Origin of the sequence: Paractinoplanes globisporus DSM 43857 (assembly GCF_000379645.1) — a bacterium.
GTDB lineage: Bacteria > Actinomycetota > Actinomycetes > Mycobacteriales > Micromonosporaceae > Actinoplanes > Actinoplanes globisporus.
In genome coordinates this window covers 104,410-118,255 of record NZ_KB903317.1, presented here as the reverse complement: position 1 = coordinate 118,255, position 13,846 = coordinate 104,410, and the positions used below count along the sequence as shown (strand labels likewise).

15 protein-coding genes are annotated in these 13,846 nt (G+C 70.3%); 4 read left to right on the top strand and 11 right to left on the bottom strand.

Features of this window, described 5'->3' with window-relative positions; translation table 11 throughout:
• Positions 1-70: 70 nt before the first annotated feature.
• Positions 71-835 (bottom strand): hypothetical protein, encoded by a 765-nt coding sequence (locus tag A3CQ_RS0130505; RefSeq protein WP_020514751.1) that lies wholly within the window; start codon positions 833-835, stop codon positions 71-73.
• 301 nt (positions 836-1,136) lie between these two features.
• On the opposite strand from A3CQ_RS0130505, the gene A3CQ_RS0130500 reads away from it, so the two are divergent.
• Positions 1,137-3,332 carry a carbohydrate-binding protein gene (locus A3CQ_RS0130500; protein ID WP_020514750.1) on the top strand — a complete coding sequence of 732 codons (2,196 nt, stop codon included), beginning with the start codon at positions 1,137-1,139 and terminating at the stop codon, positions 3,330-3,332.
• On the opposite strand, the gene A3CQ_RS0130495 is transcribed toward A3CQ_RS0130500, so the two are convergent.
• Together A3CQ_RS0130495 and A3CQ_RS61155 are read right to left on the bottom strand one after the other, a co-directional pair.
• Entirely contained in the window at positions 3,304-4,008 is a 705-nt protein-coding gene (locus A3CQ_RS0130495; RefSeq protein WP_020514749.1) for a suppressor of fused domain protein, read from the bottom strand. The two genes, A3CQ_RS0130500 and A3CQ_RS0130495, sit on opposite strands and share 29 nt — an antisense overlap.
• 11 nt (positions 4,009-4,019) lie before the next feature.
• Positions 4,020-4,376, bottom strand: coding sequence for a hypothetical protein (locus A3CQ_RS61155; protein WP_157296544.1), 357 nt, complete (start codon positions 4,374-4,376; stop codon positions 4,020-4,022).
• On the opposite strand from A3CQ_RS61155, the gene A3CQ_RS0130485 reads away from it, so the two are divergent.
• Positions 4,375-4,824, top strand: a complete 450-nt coding sequence (locus tag A3CQ_RS0130485) for a GNAT family N-acetyltransferase (protein WP_020514747.1) — start codon at positions 4,375-4,377, stop codon at positions 4,822-4,824. The two genes, A3CQ_RS61155 and A3CQ_RS0130485, sit on opposite strands and share 2 nt — an antisense overlap.
• On the opposite strand, the gene A3CQ_RS57815 is transcribed toward A3CQ_RS0130485, so the two are convergent.
• From A3CQ_RS57815 to A3CQ_RS0130470, 3 genes are all read right to left on the bottom strand, one after another.
• Complete coding sequence (locus A3CQ_RS57815) at positions 4,803-5,945, bottom strand: SAM-dependent methyltransferase (protein WP_157296542.1); 1,143 nt, start codon at positions 5,943-5,945, stop codon at positions 4,803-4,805. The two genes, A3CQ_RS0130485 and A3CQ_RS57815, sit on opposite strands and share 22 nt — an antisense overlap.
• A gap of 33 nt (positions 5,946-5,978) precedes the next feature.
• On the bottom strand, positions 5,979-6,389 hold the full coding sequence (locus A3CQ_RS0130475) for a PLD nuclease N-terminal domain-containing protein (protein ID WP_020514746.1): 411 nt from the start codon (positions 6,387-6,389) through the stop codon (positions 5,979-5,981).
• A 107-nt stretch (positions 6,390-6,496) separates the two neighbouring features.
• Positions 6,497-7,306, bottom strand: coding sequence for an SGNH/GDSL hydrolase family protein (locus A3CQ_RS0130470; RefSeq protein WP_020514745.1), 810 nt, complete (start codon positions 7,304-7,306; stop codon positions 6,497-6,499).
• Between the two features lie 236 nt (positions 7,307-7,542).
• On the opposite strand from A3CQ_RS0130470, the gene A3CQ_RS0130465 reads away from it, so the two are divergent.
• Positions 7,543-7,923, top strand: a complete 381-nt coding sequence (locus A3CQ_RS0130465; RefSeq protein ID WP_020514744.1) for a hypothetical protein — start codon at positions 7,543-7,545, stop codon at positions 7,921-7,923.
• 6 nt (positions 7,924-7,929) lie between these two features.
• On the opposite strand, the gene A3CQ_RS0130460 is transcribed toward A3CQ_RS0130465, so the two are convergent.
• The 5 genes from A3CQ_RS0130460 to A3CQ_RS54620 all read right to left on the bottom strand — a co-directional run bounded on the left by A3CQ_RS0130460 (position 7,930) and on the right by A3CQ_RS54620 (position 13,009).
• Positions 7,930-9,639, bottom strand: a complete 1,710-nt coding sequence (locus A3CQ_RS0130460; protein ID WP_020514743.1) for a HelD family protein — start codon at positions 9,637-9,639, stop codon at positions 7,930-7,932.
• Positions 9,640-9,654: 15 nt separating this feature from the next.
• Complete coding sequence (locus tag A3CQ_RS0130455; protein WP_020514742.1) at positions 9,655-9,918, bottom strand: DUF6510 family protein; 264 nt, start codon at positions 9,916-9,918, stop codon at positions 9,655-9,657.
• Positions 9,915-10,667, bottom strand: coding sequence for a ferredoxin reductase (locus A3CQ_RS0130450; RefSeq protein WP_026206359.1), 753 nt, complete (start codon positions 10,665-10,667; stop codon positions 9,915-9,917). Before A3CQ_RS0130450 ends, A3CQ_RS0130455 begins: the two co-directional genes overlap by 4 nt.
• Positions 10,637-11,236 carry a sulfite oxidase-like oxidoreductase gene (locus A3CQ_RS0130445; protein ID WP_020514740.1) on the bottom strand — a complete coding sequence of 200 codons (600 nt, stop codon included), beginning with the start codon at positions 11,234-11,236 and terminating at the stop codon, positions 10,637-10,639. Before A3CQ_RS0130445 ends, A3CQ_RS0130450 begins: the two co-directional genes overlap by 31 nt.
• A 78-nt stretch (positions 11,237-11,314) precedes the next feature.
• Complete coding sequence (locus tag A3CQ_RS54620) at positions 11,315-13,009, bottom strand: S8 family peptidase (protein ID WP_020514739.1); 1,695 nt, start codon at positions 13,007-13,009, stop codon at positions 11,315-11,317.
• Positions 13,010-13,129: 120 nt separating this feature from the next.
• On the opposite strand from A3CQ_RS54620, the gene A3CQ_RS0130435 reads away from it, so the two are divergent.
• A complete protein-coding gene (locus tag A3CQ_RS0130435; protein ID WP_020514738.1) occupies positions 13,130-13,828 on the top strand; it encodes a hypothetical protein in 699 nt (232 codons plus the stop codon).
• Positions 13,829-13,846 lie beyond the last annotated feature (18 nt).

Below are 13,846 nucleotides of genomic sequence, written 5' to 3'. Positions count from 1 at the left end.
CGGTTCCGCCGGGCGGCGCCAAGATCCTAAGGCAAAGACTCCGCATCCGTACGCCCCGAAGTGCGGGACTTCAACCGGTGACGACCTCCATCGGGCCGTCGAGCGACGCGGGCTGGCCGGTTTCGAGGGCGCCGATGTGCAGCACCGCGAAGTCGGTCAGCTGCAGCTGCGCGTCCTTGAGGACGATGCCCGCGTCGAGCAGGAGATAGGCCGGATCCTTGCCCCCGTACACCGTCTCGCGACCGGTCAGATTGACGCCCTCGGCGTCGGTCCAGTAGCAGTTGCACTTCGACGTGATGACCCGGGACGGGTCGTTCGTGTTCGTGAGGTTCGGGCCGCAGAAGTCCGGCGCCGCCGGAATCTCGGCGCATTGGGCCGGGTCCATCGGGGCCGCCGCGCCGGTGGCATAGCTGAGCGCGCCGTCGAGCTTGGTCTTCCGCACGGCGAGATGGAAGCTCTCGTCGAGCGGCACCTGCACCGGGTCATCCGATTTCGTGGCGAGGTTGACGCTGAGGATCACCAGCGTCTGGGCGTAGCCGGCCGGCATTTCCAGACCGTCGGCCGCGGTCAACTTCCTGAGTTTGTACAGCGAGACCTTGAAGGTGCCGGCCGAGGTCGTGATTTCCTTCGGCCCCGGCGCGGCGGCGGCCACCGGTGAGGGCGCAGCCGCGGCCGAGGCGCTCGTCGGCAGCATCCCTGACGGGGTCTGAACGTCTGACGTCTGGCCGGACGGTGCCGACGAGCTGCCGCAGGCCGTCACCGCGAGCAGGAGAGCGGTCGCCGCGCCGATCAGCGCCGGTGCGGGCCCTCGCATGGTCTTCCCGGGCTTCGCCATACACCAAGACCCTTCGTGCACGTTGATCGAGCGGTCGAGGCCTGAACCTACGGAGCGCTCGGCCGTGCCTGATCGGCCTTCCGGCTCGCGCATCGGACCGCGCGGCCGTCGCTGCGCCCCCAACCGTGACCGGTCAACCACAAGAAGATCATTTGAGTGCGACCGATCGTCCCCATGTCTCCGGATCTTGGGTGGAGGTCCTCGCCTCGTACGCGATGAACGGTTTCGTCTTGGTTGCGTCTTAGTTAAAGAGGTTAATAAACTCCCCCGGAGATAGTGAGCGATCAATCCGGGAGGTCTCGTGAGGCGATCGACAACCGCGGCGCTGGCCGTCGCGTCGGCGGCTGCTCTGGTGATTGCCGGCGTGCAGCCGGCGTCGGCGCACCATGGCGGGGAACCGGTGTCCGGGAGCTATTCGGCGGGGGCGGAACATGCCTGGCAGCGGCTGCCGGGCACGCGGGTCGGGCAGGATGACGGCGCGGCGACCGACGCGACGGTGGTGATCGATCCCAGTCAGGTCCGGCAGGCGTACAGCGGGATCGGGTTCTCGCTGGACGAGACGAGCGTGTCCAATCTGTGGAAGCTCACGCCCGCCGAGCGGGAGAAGGCGATCCGGCTGCTCGCGGATCCGAAGACGGGGGCGGGGCTCGACCGGTTCCGGCTCACGATCGGCAGCCCGGACCTCATCGAGCACCTGCCGTTCTGGTCCTACGACGACCTGCCGGCGGGCGTGACCAGCGATTTCGGGCTTCAGCACTTCTCGATCCAGCGCGATCTGGATCTGCATATCGTTCAGACCGCGCGGCTGATTCTGAAGTACAACCCCAAGGCCACGTTCTTCGCGTCGGCGTGGAGCGCGCCGGCCTGGATGAAGACGAACAACAAGTTCCTCGGCGAGGTGGCGCTCAAGCCGGGTAGCACCAGCGAGTACTACCAGGTCGGCAAGCTGCGGGACGACTGCATCGACGTGTTCGCGCGGTACTACGTGAAGTATCTGCAGGCGTACGCGAAGCAGGGCATCAGGGTGGATGCGCTGACGCTGCTGAACGAGCCGGGCATCGACGTGGTCTACCCGGCGATGGACATCAGCATCGAGCAGCAGCAGAAGCTCGCGGTGGCGATCAAGCGCGAGACCCGCAAGGCCGGGCTGCGCACCGACCTGTACGTGCACGACTTCAACTTCTGGGACTGGCGCGACCCGAACAGCACCGCGACCAAGAACTACTACCGGATCATGAACGACCCGGCGACGCGGCAGGCGGCGGACGCCATCGCCTTCCACCCGTACTGGGGCGATCCGACCGTGATGCGGGACGCCTACGAGGAGTTCGGCAAGCCGGTGCACATGACCGAGACGAGCGATCTCAACCCGGGCACCGTGCTCAGCTACTTCCGGCTCGACGCGAGCTCCTACGTGCTGTGGGCACAGACCACCGATCAGGACGGCGGCACTCTGCACTGGACCCCGCTGCGCGACAACAACGTCGACTGGGATCAGATCGCGGCGACCACCAAATGGCCTGACCGTCTGGTCAAGGTCAATACCAACACCCAGACCTTTTCCGTACGCGATGAGTTGTACCCGCTCGGCCAGTTCGCCCGGTATCTGTCCCCGGGTGACCGCCGGGTCGAGTCCAGCGGCACGGCCAACGGCGTGAGCAATGTCGTGTACAGGAACGGATCCTCGTACACGGCCATTCTCGGGAATGCCAACGCAACCCCGTCGACGGTACGGATCATCCTGGGCGGTAAGTCGTTCGTCGTCACGGTGCCCGCCGGGGCGTACGCGACGTACACCTGGAAAGCGGATCTTGATGGTTCGCACCGCAACCACCCGCCGGTGTTGGCGCCGCAGGCGCCGGTGAACGCCGACCAGTACGAGACGACGTCGTTCCGGCTCGCCGCGACCGATCGGGACCGGGACCGGCTCGCCTTCTACGCCACGGACCTGCCGGACGGCGTGACGCTGGACGCGCGAACCGGCGTCGTGACCGTGCACCCGACGACGGCCGGCACGCAGAGTCTCACCTTCTACGTCACGGACGGTGCCGCCCGCGCCGCAACGACCGTGCAGCTGAACGTGGTGCCGCACGGCGCCCCGATCGGCGAGAAGGTCGAGGCCGAGGCCTACGTCGCCCAGCACGGATGGACCGAGGGCGTCAACTTCATCGAGTCGAACGCCGCGGCCAGCGGGGGCAAGAACGTCGGATGGACCGCGGCCGGAAACTGGCTGCAGTACCGGCTCGATGTCGCCACGGCCGGCACCTATGACCTGGAGCTCCGGGTCGCCAACGGAACCGGCGCGGTGGCCACGGATGCCGTGTCGCTGCGGGACAGCTCAGGTCAGACCCTTGCCAAAGTCGGCGTCCCTGACACCGGAGGCTGGGGGTCCTACCAATCGGTGCACGTGCCGGTGACGGTAGCGGCCGGCGATCAGGTCGTGACGATCTACTGCGAGACCGGCGGCTTCAACCTCGACTACTTCCGGTTGAGCTGACCGTCGACCCGCGGGCCGGGTCCAGCACTTCGTGGACCCGGCCCCGGTCGAGCAGCCCGATGAGCGCGTCGGTGCCGTGCTCGAGCTTGACCGCCAGCTCGTCCGGGTGGAGCGGGACCAGGGCGAGCAGGTTGATCCGCTCGCCGCCCGGTACCTCGATCACCCGGGCCTCCGGTCCCGTCGTGAGCATCGGCGTGACGACCACGGCGGCGAAGGGCGTGCTCCGGTCGTACGGTTGCGCCGGGTCGCCGTTGGGCATCGAATGCCACTCGCCGACCCACGTGCCGTACTGGTGCGGCAGCCGCGCGACCTGCTTCAACAGCCAGATCGGCCAGCTGTGCCGGTCGTCGTTCATCCAGTCGCCGGTGATCGGCCAGCCGGCCGGGAGGCAGATCACCAGCTCGGCGTACGGGCTGATGCCGTGCCCCGCCGGAACGGTCATCGGCAGGTCGCTCATCCCCGACGTGATCAGCGTCCGGAATGGTCGTTTCTCGGTCGGCGCGACGACATAGACGTGCACCCCGACAAGGTGCGAGACCATCTCGTGCAGCACGAACTCGACGGGCCCGAAATACTCGGCGATGTGCCGGTCGATCGCGTCGGCAAACTCGGGCCGCTGGCCGGTCGCGGCCACAAAGCCGTCATGGAGGGACTCGTGCCGCAGAGGTTCGCTCACGGCTCCGCAGCCTAGATCAGTCCATCGGTCCGGTCACGGATCGCGTTCCCGTCACGCCGGGCGCGGAGCCTGTCTTGTTCGTCGCCCGCCACGTGGGCCAGTTCTGCGGCCAGGTGTCCGGCCACTCGCCGGTCACGGCATCCGCCGAGAGGCAGCGGGACTTTCGCCCACTCCTGGGCGGCGAACACGGCGAGCGTCTCGACGCCGGTGTGCTCAGCGATATCGAGCAGGCGCAGCGCGTCGCAGAACACCGACCCGGCAGCGACGCGGTCCCGGCGGGCGCCCGCGGCGTGATGACCTCGCGGGCGGCGGGACTGGTCGGCATCGGCGTTCGGTGGGGTGGGTTGTGGCCGTAGGGTCGTTTGCATGAGCGTCGAGGTTGAGGTGTTGCGGGACGTCACCGACGAGGTCGTCAAGGCGTTTGGGCGGTTGTTGCCGCAGCTCTCGCGGTCGGCACCGGCTCTGGACGCGGAGGCGCTGCGGAGGCTGGTCTCGCGGGAGGGGAATCGGGTGCTGGTCGCCCGGGTCGACGGGGAGATCGTGGGGACGCTCACGCTCGTGGCGATGCTGATTCCGACCGGGGTACGGATGTGGATCGAGGACGTGGTGGTCGACTCGGCGGCTCGGGGGCAGGGGGTTGGTGCGGAGCTGACCAACGAGGCGGTTCGGCTGGCGCGGGCCGACGGGGCTCGGACCATCGACCTGACGTCGCGGCCGTCGCGGGTGGCGGCCAACCGGCTCTATGAGCGGCTCGGTTTTCAGGTGCGCGACTCGAAGGTGTTTCGGCTGGCCACTCAGGAGGAGTGGAACAGCTGACGGTAGAAGTCCGATCCGCGGAACGGGCCGCCGTGGTGGGGGCCGCGCCAGGCCACACTGCCGTCGACGGCCAGCTCGTAGTCGGGGTGGATGCCGTCGTCGCTGGTGGTGCGGGCCAGCGTGATCGTGACGTGTTCGCCGGCGGTGACCGCGAGCGGCGAGGGCAGCGGAACGTAGACCGGCGCCCAGGCCCGGGTGTCGCCGTGCAGGGTGTCCACCTCTCGGCCGCCGCGCTGGGAGACCGCGACGCGGGCCCACAACAGCACGCCCGTCATGGTCGTGTCCGCCGCGATGCGCAACTCGGCCTCGCTCCGCCCGTCGGCCGGCGGGCCCGCGGGCCTCGGCTCGGCGTCGACCGGCGCCGGAGCGGGCGCTTGGTCCGGGTCGAAGAAGGCCGGAGCGGGCGCTTGGTCCGGGTCGAAGAAGGCCGGAGCGGGGGTTTCGAAGGTCACGGACTCCACCGCGGTGCAGGAGGAGATCAGGACCTCCTCGGCCGGGCCGGCCAGGCACAGCCGTGGGTCGAAGGGGCCGCCCGCCGAGTCGAAGATCGCGTGGAGGTAGCGGACGGCGGAGTCGGCCAGGGCCAGGTCGGCGTGGCCGGAGAGGTCGACCGCGGCGGCCCAGGTCTGCATGCGGAACGGGATCCAGATGCAGTCGGGGGTGCACAGCCGTAGACGGGCGTCGTTGAGGATCGGGATCGCGCCCTCGGCCGTGGCGATGTTGCCGACAATTTCCGAGACGCAGATTTCCGCCCGTACGGGAATGGTCAGCTCGCAAGAGTGACCAGGCAGGACCGTGACTCGGTCGGTCAGGCCGGCCGCGGCCACCGCCTCGTCGGCTCGCCCGGCCGTCGCGTCGTCGGACTCGATCGCGTAGACGTGCCGGGCGCCGGCGTGCGCGGCCTCGATCGCCCAGAGCGCGTCGCGGCCGGTGCCGATGTCGACGACGACGCGGCCGTGCGCGACGGCGCGGATCGCATCACGGTACGCGCGATGCCGGTCGTCGGCCGCGTCGAAGGCGTCGTAGACATGGTCGTCGTAGACCTGGTACTCGCCCATCGAGGGGAAGAGCGCGAATCGGGCCTCGGCCGCTTCCGCGGTCCGCACCGTCCATGCTGTCACCCCGCCATGATTTCGCCCGGGGCCCGCCGGGGGTTACTCCGACTCGCGCTCGCGGCGGCGGAGCTCTTCCTCGCGGCGGCGGAGGTCGGCCTCCCACTTGTTCATCATCGACTCGTCCTCGCGGAGGGACGTGGCGAGGTTGCGCAGGAACTCGGGGTCGTCATCGGGCGCCGTCGGTCCGCCTCGCCGCCCGGGGCGCTCGTTTTCCGGGAAGCCGTTGCCGGGCCGCCAGACCGTGCCGTTGCTCAGCCGGACCGGGGACGCGGGGCGGCCGGCCACGAACCAGGCGATCGCGCCGACCGGGGAGAACAGCAGGATGATGAACACCCACGCCACCCGCGGCAGGGCCCGGATCGCGAACTCCTCGGCGGAGAGGCAGTCGATCAGCGCGACCACCAGCAGCGCCAGGTCGAGGAGGACGAACAGCGAGTAGAGGCGAACCATGGGCGTAGATACTGCCAAAACTGGGAAGATCCTGTGGTCCCGGAAAAGGTGCAAATCGGTAGTGTTGGCCCGGCATTTGCGCGAGGGAAGGGGCCGGGCCAACACCGCTACCCGACGGCGCCGGAGAAGGCGGGCAGATACCCGTTCGTGTAACCGGACTTGTTCGGGTGGAAGGAGTTCTGCGGCGGGCTCAGCGTGAGGCCGTTGAGGTACGGCGTGGACGCGCAGATCCCGTGGCCGGTGAACTCGTCGCGTACGTCGGAGAAGGTGAACCCGGCGGTCTGCGCGCGCTGCTTGATCAGGTCGTCGAGCACCTGGGCGCCGCCGTTGAGCGACCGTCGCTTGGCCAGGCTCATGCCGGTCAGGCCGCAGGAGGACGACGACGTGTCGAACAGCAGCGGGTAGCCGAGGACGACGACCTGGGCCGACGGCGCCTTCGCCTTGATCGCCGCGTACGTGTTGTCGAGCTTGGCGCCCAGCGTGGAGCCGATGTCGGCCTCGGCGTCGGCGACCGTCCGGGCGCAGGCCGCGTCGCTGGAGACCTGGCAGCTCAGGACCGTCGACGCGAAGCCGGCGTCGTTGCCGCCGATGGTGATGCTGATCAGGTCGGTGCCGGCCGGGATGAGCGGGGCCTGGCCGGAGAGCACATCGCCGGTGACGGCGCCGCTGCAGGTGAGGTTGGTGAACGACTTCGGGGCGTTGCGGCCGGCCCACTGGGCGGGGTAGCCGTTCGGGCTCCGCAGGCAGAGTCCGGTCTGCCCGGGCGCGCCGACGCCCGAGGAGTACGAGTCGCCCAGCGCGACGTAGTCGACGCTGGAAGCCGCCTGCGCCGCGGTGGGCGCCGCGACGCCGACGACAAAAGCGGTGCCGACAAAAGCGGTGACGAGACAGCCGAGGACGAGGTGGGGTCTGCTCATCGGGTGGCCTCCGGTCCGTGGGGGAGGGAAGCCGAAGCGCTCCGGTTACCGGACGGTATGTCAAGGGTCCGGGAAAAGAAACGTCGTGTTTTTCCTGTTACGAAGTAGTAACATCCATCGATGTGACCTGCGTCTATGCCACGCGGTGATGTTTCGCGTACCGCCCGTGGTGATCTTTCATGATCAACACAGGCGGCACTCAGCGTGCACACAGTTGATCGCACTACCGTCTTCACATGGAAGAAGAACGGGCACGTCGGGTCGTCGACACGCTTCGGGCACGCAACGTCTTCGCCCATGTCAAGCTGCCGCAGGCCGGCATCACGCAGTACGGCATCCGCGTGGTGCTGCCGGACGGGCGCGAGGCGATCTGGGACAACGACGGCACCGCGGGCCTCGAGGCGCAGATCATGCTCAACGGGGTTCTGGTCGGCTTCGTCGCCTCGATCCCCGACTCGGAAAACTACGGCGACGGCCAGATCGTCGAGGCCATCGCCACCGCCGACTACGACCGCCCGGTCGGCCGCTCCCGCCCGGCGAAACCGCGCACCGCCCCCGTGGCCCCGCGCCCCCCGGCCTCACTGGCCCAACGCCTGCGCGGCGGCTTCCGGAGCTGACAGGCCTCAGGCCTCGGGGTTGATCAGCTGCTCGAGCCGGTTCATCGCGACCGGCCACAGCTCGGGCGTCAGCGTGCCCAGCAGCGTCTCGGCCAGCGACTGCACCACCATGTTGATGGTCTCCTGCGTGGCCGCGTCCAGCTCGACCTCCACGGGCGGCGCCGGCTCGGCCGAGACCTCCTCCACCAGCTCCCGGAAGACCGGCGGAGGCTGCTCGATCGGCAGGTCCTCCGGCGCCCCGATCAGGTGCAGATGGCTGGTCGAGCGGGTCAGCGCGATGTACAACAGCCGATGCCCGCGCGGGTCGTCGTCGAGGATGTGCCCCGGCTCGACCACCACGGCCGCGTCGAATTCCAGGCCCTTCGCCTCGTGCGGGGCGAGCAGCGCTATCCCCGGCCCCTCGCCGGCCGTGTGCCAGGTGAGCCCCTCCGCGTCCAGGCCAGCGATGATCTCGTCGCGGCAGCGGGCGGGGCAGATCACGGCCACCGTGCGGCCCTGCTCGGCGTGCCCGGCCGCCGCGGCGGCGACCAGCGAGCCCCGGTCGGCGGGCTCGGCCGGCACGATCACCGGGTCGGCGCTGCTGTCGCGTACGGTCGTGGGCGCCGGCACGCTCGGCGCGGCCATCGGCAGCAGCTCAGCGGCCAGGTCGAAGATCTGCCGAGGGATGCGGTATCCGAAGCGCAGCTCGCGATGCTCGTGCGGCTGCGCCGAGGGCAGCTGCGCCACCAGGTCGTTCCAGTCGTCGCGGGCCCACGGGCCGGTCGACTGCGCGATGTCGCCGATCACCGTCATCGAGCCGGTCGCCGAGCGCCGGCAGATCGCCCGCAACTGCATCGGCGAGAGGTCCTGCGCCTCGTCGAGGACCACGTGGCCGAAGCCCTTCGGGTCGCCGTCGATCAGGTGCGCGGCCTCGTCGAGCAGCGGCCGGTCGGCCTCGTCCCAGCCGTGGTCGTCGGCGGGCCGGTACAGCGACTCGATCTCGCGGTCGGTGAACTCGCCGCCCGCGGCCGACGCCAGCAGCTCCCGGGAGGCGAACAGCTCGCGCAGGAAGCCCTGAGGATCGAGCGACGGCCACAGCCGCTCGGCGAGCCGGTCGGCCGCCTCCAGCACCAGGCGCGGGTCGCGACTGCCGGCGGCGAGCGTCGCGCGCAGCAGGATCCGCCGGTCGCCGGGGGACGCCTCGCTGGCCCGGGCCGTGTCGATCACCCGCTTGAGCGCGACCGGGTCGAGGTTGACCGTGCGGCCGCCGATGTCGATCGAGGAGGACAGCTCGCCGGACGGCAGGCCGGGCCGCTCCTCGAACGCGCGCGCCAGCAGCCGGGCCATCCGCGCCTCGCCCTTGAGCCGGGTGACGTGCGGCGGCTGCTCGACCACCGTCGCCACCCGCGGCAGCAGCGCCGTGACCGGCCGGTGCTCGACCCGGTCGTAACCCCACCCGGTCAGGATGTCGTCGGTGTACCGGGCGAACGCCACCGACGGGCCCACCACCAGCGTCTCGGCGTCGTCGAGCAGGCCCTCGTCGAGCAGCCACGCCACCCGGCGCAGCGCGGTCATCGTCTTACCGGTCCCCGGGCCGCCCTGGATGATCAGCAGGCGGTCGAGCGGGGCACGGACCAGATCGTCCTGCGCGGCCCGGATCGTCGCGGCCTGCTCCCGGCCGAGGTCGGCCAGCAGGTCGTCGTCGGCGGGAGCACCCGGGTCGGCTTGGCGAAACACGGGCGGCCGGCCGGTTCAGACGCCCGCGAGGGGCAATTCGAGGCGGACCGCGCCGCGCAGGTCAAGATAGACGCGGTCGGGCCCGTGCACGAGGCGCATCACCACGTCCTCGCAGTGCGGGCAGCGGGCCACGTGGCCCATCTCCTGCCCCCACAGCATCAGCTGGGCGATCGCCCCGCCGTCACCGCAGCCCGCGCACGTGTAGCGCGCCACGGTCACGTCGAACGCGAAGATCTCGCGCAGGTCGCCCGCCATCGCATTGCCGTCCAGCTCTCTCACGAGGTGCCTCCGAAGCGTTCCGTCCGGATGCGCTTGGGGTCGTGGCCGAGCGCGACCAAGATGTCGGCGGCGGTCTCGACAAAAGTCGTCGGGCCGCAGACGTAGCAGTCGGGCGTGAAGTCCGGCGGCCACCCATGCGTGTTGATGGTAGGTACGTCGATGCGCTTCGGAGGGTTCGGCGAACCCTCGGGCGCCTTGCGCGTGAAGTTCAAAAACAGATCAAAACCGAGATCATCCCGTACGTGCCGGGGCAGCTCTTCCCGGTACAGGACATCCTCGGGCGTACGTGCCGAGTAGATCATGCGGAACGGCTGCTTGGCGCGGGCGATGCCGCGGGCGCGAACCATCGCCATCAGCGGCACCACGCCCGACCCGCCGGCGAGGAGCAGCACGGGGTGCTGTTGCGCCTCCCGCCAGACGAACCAGCCGCCGACCGGGCCGCGCAACTCGATCTGATCGCCCACCTCGAGCACGTCGGTAAGGTACGGCGAGACCTCGCCGTCGTCGAGTCTTTGAATCGTCAACTCGACCTTTCCGCCCTCTTGCCAGGCGGAGGCGATCGAGTAGCTGCGCTGGGCGCGGTACCCGTCAGGCGCGGTCAGGCGCACGTCGACGTGCTGGCCGGGAAGGTGGCCCGGCCAGTCGGGCACGTCGAGCACCAGGGTGCGCGCCGTCGGCGTCTCCGGACGGGCCTCGACCAGGGTGCCTGCCCGCCAGGTCAGTCGCCCTGATAACGCTGCTCGAGCCATGGGTCTCCGTATATGTGGTAGCCGGCCGCCTCCCAGAAGCCGGGCTCGTCCTCGTTGATCATCTCGAGGCCGTTGACCCACTTAGCCGACTTCCAGAAGTACAGGTGGGGGACGAGCATACGGGCCGGACCTCCGTGTTCCGGCTCAAGATCCTCGCCGTCGAACTTGTAAGCGATCCACGCCTTCCCGTCCAGAAGATCCTCGAGCGGTACGTTCGTCGTGTACCCGCCGAAGCTGTGCACCATCGTGTAGTCGGCAGCAGTCTCGACGTCCGCGAGCAGCGTGTCCAGAGAGACGCCGCGCCAGGTCGTGCCGAGCTTCGACCATTTCGTGACACAGTGGATGTCCACGGTCACGTCATCGTGCGGCAGGGCGGTGAACTCGCTCCAGTTCCAGCTTTTCTTCCCGCCCGTCTCGGTGGTGATCGTGAAGCTCCACCGGTCGAGCGGGATGCGCGGCGTCGGTCCGGCCGAGAGCACCGGGAAGTCGTGGGTCAGGTATTGACCGGGTGGCAGGCCGGGGACCGACTCACGTCGCCGACCGCCGAACCCTCGCGAAATGATGCCCATGAAACACGAGTAAACCGCATGATCAATAGAGTTGGTACAGGTTGCGGGCGGTTTTCGGGTGCCAGCCCTCACAACCCCTCACAGCCGGAGGGGCCCTTTGACCGCGCCGGCGTACCGCGTACCGGCGGGGACGACCACCCGGTAGGTGGCGCCGGGCGTCAGGCCGGAGAGTCGGGCGACCCGGGTGGCCGGGTAGGTCAGCACCGATGTCCAGCCCGACTCGGTCTGCTGCTGCAGCTCGACGGTCTGCCCGTCGACGCCGTCCAGGGCGATCAGCAGCCGGCCGGGACCGGTGCGAACGGCCCTGATACCGACGATCCGGTCGGGCGTGGGATCTACCGACGGCGTCGGCTCGGTGGTGGGTTCCCGCGACGGCGTGGCCTCGGTGGTGGGTTCCCGCGCCGGTACGGGCTCGGTGGTGGGTTCCCGCGTCGGTACGGGCTCGGTGGTCGGCTGCTCGGACGGCGTCGGCTCGGCGGACGGGGTCGGCTCGGCGGACGGGGTCGGCTCGTCGGCGGGCGGCGTGGGAGCCGCGGTCGTCGGAGCGACGGTCGTGGGCTCGGTGGTCGTCGGCTCGGTGGCGGGGGGAGCGGTCGTGGAGGCCGGGGCGAGGGACGCCAGGGCCGCGGTCGCGTCGACGTGGCCGTGGCCGTAGTCGTCGTCGCGGCCCGGGGCGCCCAGGTCGACGGCCGAGGACTCGATCGCCTGCTCGACCCGGTCGGGCGTCAGGGCGTGGTCGGCGGCGCGGATCAGGGCGGCCAGGGCGGCGACGTGCGGGGACGCCATGGACGTGCCGCTCATCGCGCGATATCCGGTCGGGTACGTGCTGAGGATCGCGCTGCCGGGAGCGGCCACGTCGACGTAGCCGCCCGCGTTCGAGTAGGAGGCGATCGCGTCGGAGCCGTCGGTGGCGGCCACCGCGATCACGCCCGGGTCGGCCGCCGGGTAGGAGACCGGGCTCCCGGAACCGCGCATGTTCCCGGCGGCGGCCACGACCACGACGCCCTTGCCGCGGGCGTACGAGATCGCGTTGGTCACCGCCGCCTCCTCGCCGGTCGAGCTCAGCGACAGGTTGATCACGTCGGCGCCGTGGTCGGCGGCGTAGACGATGCCGTTGGCGGTGTCGGAGAGGTAACCGCTGCCGTTCGCGCCGAGCACCCGTACCGGCAGGATCCGGGCGTCGGGCGCGAAGCCGGCGATGCCCTGGCCGTTACCGGTCGCGGCGGCGATGATGCCGGCCACGTGGGTGCCGTGGCCGTTCGGGTCGGTGGACGGGCCCTCGGTGCCCGCGATGAAGTCGGCGCCGGGCAGGATCTGACCGGCCAGGTCGGGGTGGTCGGCGGCGACCCCGGTGTCGATCACGGCGACCGTGACCCCGGCGCCGGTCGAGACCGGCCAGGCGCCGGGGACCCGTGCGGCGTCCAGGTCCCACTGCTGGTCGCGGTAGGTGTCGCCGGCCGCCGTCACGACGTGGTCCAGCTCGACGGCGACCGCGCGGCGGGCGCTCTGGCCGTCCCGGACCAGCCGCGTGGCGGACTCGCGGTCGGTGGCGGTGCGGGCGACGGTGACGGGCCGGCCCGTGTCGTCGAGGGCCGTGCTCACCACTCGTACGGGATGGGAATCGGAAATGGTCGTCGGCAGCAACGCGCCCGGGGCCTGATGGAGGCCGGTCGTGACCGGAGGGAAGGGTGTTTCGTGGTGCGCGACCGCCGCGCCGGACGCGCCCGTCACGGCGCCGATCAGAGCCGCACCGAGCAGCAACTTGTTCCTCATCGAGACCTCCCCTGGTCGTGGACGGTCTGACGATTCGGCCGCCGTACGCGTGGGCGAAGTGCGAAATGGGTGCTTTGCGGTTTTCGAGCGGTATGTGGGGCTGGATGCGATCATCGAGGCGTGGCCCACGACGACGGGATCTATGTCTCGGCGCGGCAGCGTCGCCGGCGGCGGCGAAAGATCGGAACGGTCGTGGCCGGCCTGGCGGTGCTGCTGGGCGTGGGGGCGTACGCGGGGACCAGCTGGTATCTCGGGCGTGATTCGACCGTGTCGGGAATCGCGCCGATCGTCACGCCGTCGGTGACTCCCTCCGCCGTCACGCCGTGGGTGGTGCCGCAGAGCGCGCCCACCGCGGGTCCGCCGCCGGGGACGATCTCGGCGGCCCGGCGGTCGTGGCTGCCGTCGCCGGTGCCGTCACCGAGTGGGCTCACCGACGACGACATGGCGGCGGCGCAGGTCAGCCGTTTGCTGCAGCCGCGGCCGGGCGGGGTGGCCGCGGCCGACACCGGCGCCATGGTGCGCAACGAGATCACGCCGGACGGGGCGCAGGTGCGGATCGTGTCGGCCCATTACGACCTCACCGAGCGCTGGAAGCTGCTGGGCGCGGCCGATGCGGGCGAGCCGGTCGGCGCGGCCCGGTGCACGCAGAACTTCAAAGTCGACGGGATGCCGCTGCCGCAGAACCGGCCGGGGCTGCTGCTGTGCTGGCGGACCTCGCCCGGCAAAAGCATCATCTTGGTCGCCACCCGGGCCGGGGGATCGCCGTCACCGGCGGTGGGGGCGACGGTCATCGCGCGGGAGTGGGAGCGACTGGGCTGAAAGCGGAAAGACCCCGGA

Bases quoted from the DNA above. Each gene is read 5' to 3' on its own strand.
- A3CQ_RS0130505 (WP_020514751.1), bottom strand. From the start codon at position 835: ATGGCGAAGCCCGGGAAGACCATGCGAGGGCCCGCACCGGCGCTGATC.
- A3CQ_RS0130485 (WP_020514747.1), top strand. From the start codon at position 4,375: ATGAGCGTCGAGGTTGAGGTGTTGCGGGACGTCACCGACGAGGTCGTC.
- A3CQ_RS61155 (WP_157296544.1), bottom strand. From the start codon at position 4,376: ATGCAAACGACCCTACGGCCACAACCCACCCCACCGAACGCCGATGCC.
- A3CQ_RS0130475 (WP_020514746.1), bottom strand. From the start codon at position 6,389: ATGGTTCGCCTCTACTCGCTGTTCGTCCTCCTCGACCTGGCGCTGCTG.
- A3CQ_RS0130470 (WP_020514745.1), bottom strand. From the start codon at position 7,306: ATGAGCAGACCCCACCTCGTCCTCGGCTGTCTCGTCACCGCTTTTGTC.
- A3CQ_RS0130465 (WP_020514744.1), top strand. From the start codon at position 7,543: ATGGAAGAAGAACGGGCACGTCGGGTCGTCGACACGCTTCGGGCACGC.
- A3CQ_RS0130450 (WP_026206359.1), bottom strand. From the start codon at position 10,667: ATGGCTCGAGCAGCGTTATCAGGGCGACTGACCTGGCGGGCAGGCACC.
- A3CQ_RS0130445 (WP_020514740.1), bottom strand. From the start codon at position 11,236: ATGGGCATCATTTCGCGAGGGTTCGGCGGTCGGCGACGTGAGTCGGTC.
- A3CQ_RS54620 (WP_020514739.1), bottom strand. From the start codon at position 13,009: ATGAGGAACAAGTTGCTGCTCGGTGCGGCTCTGATCGGCGCCGTGACG.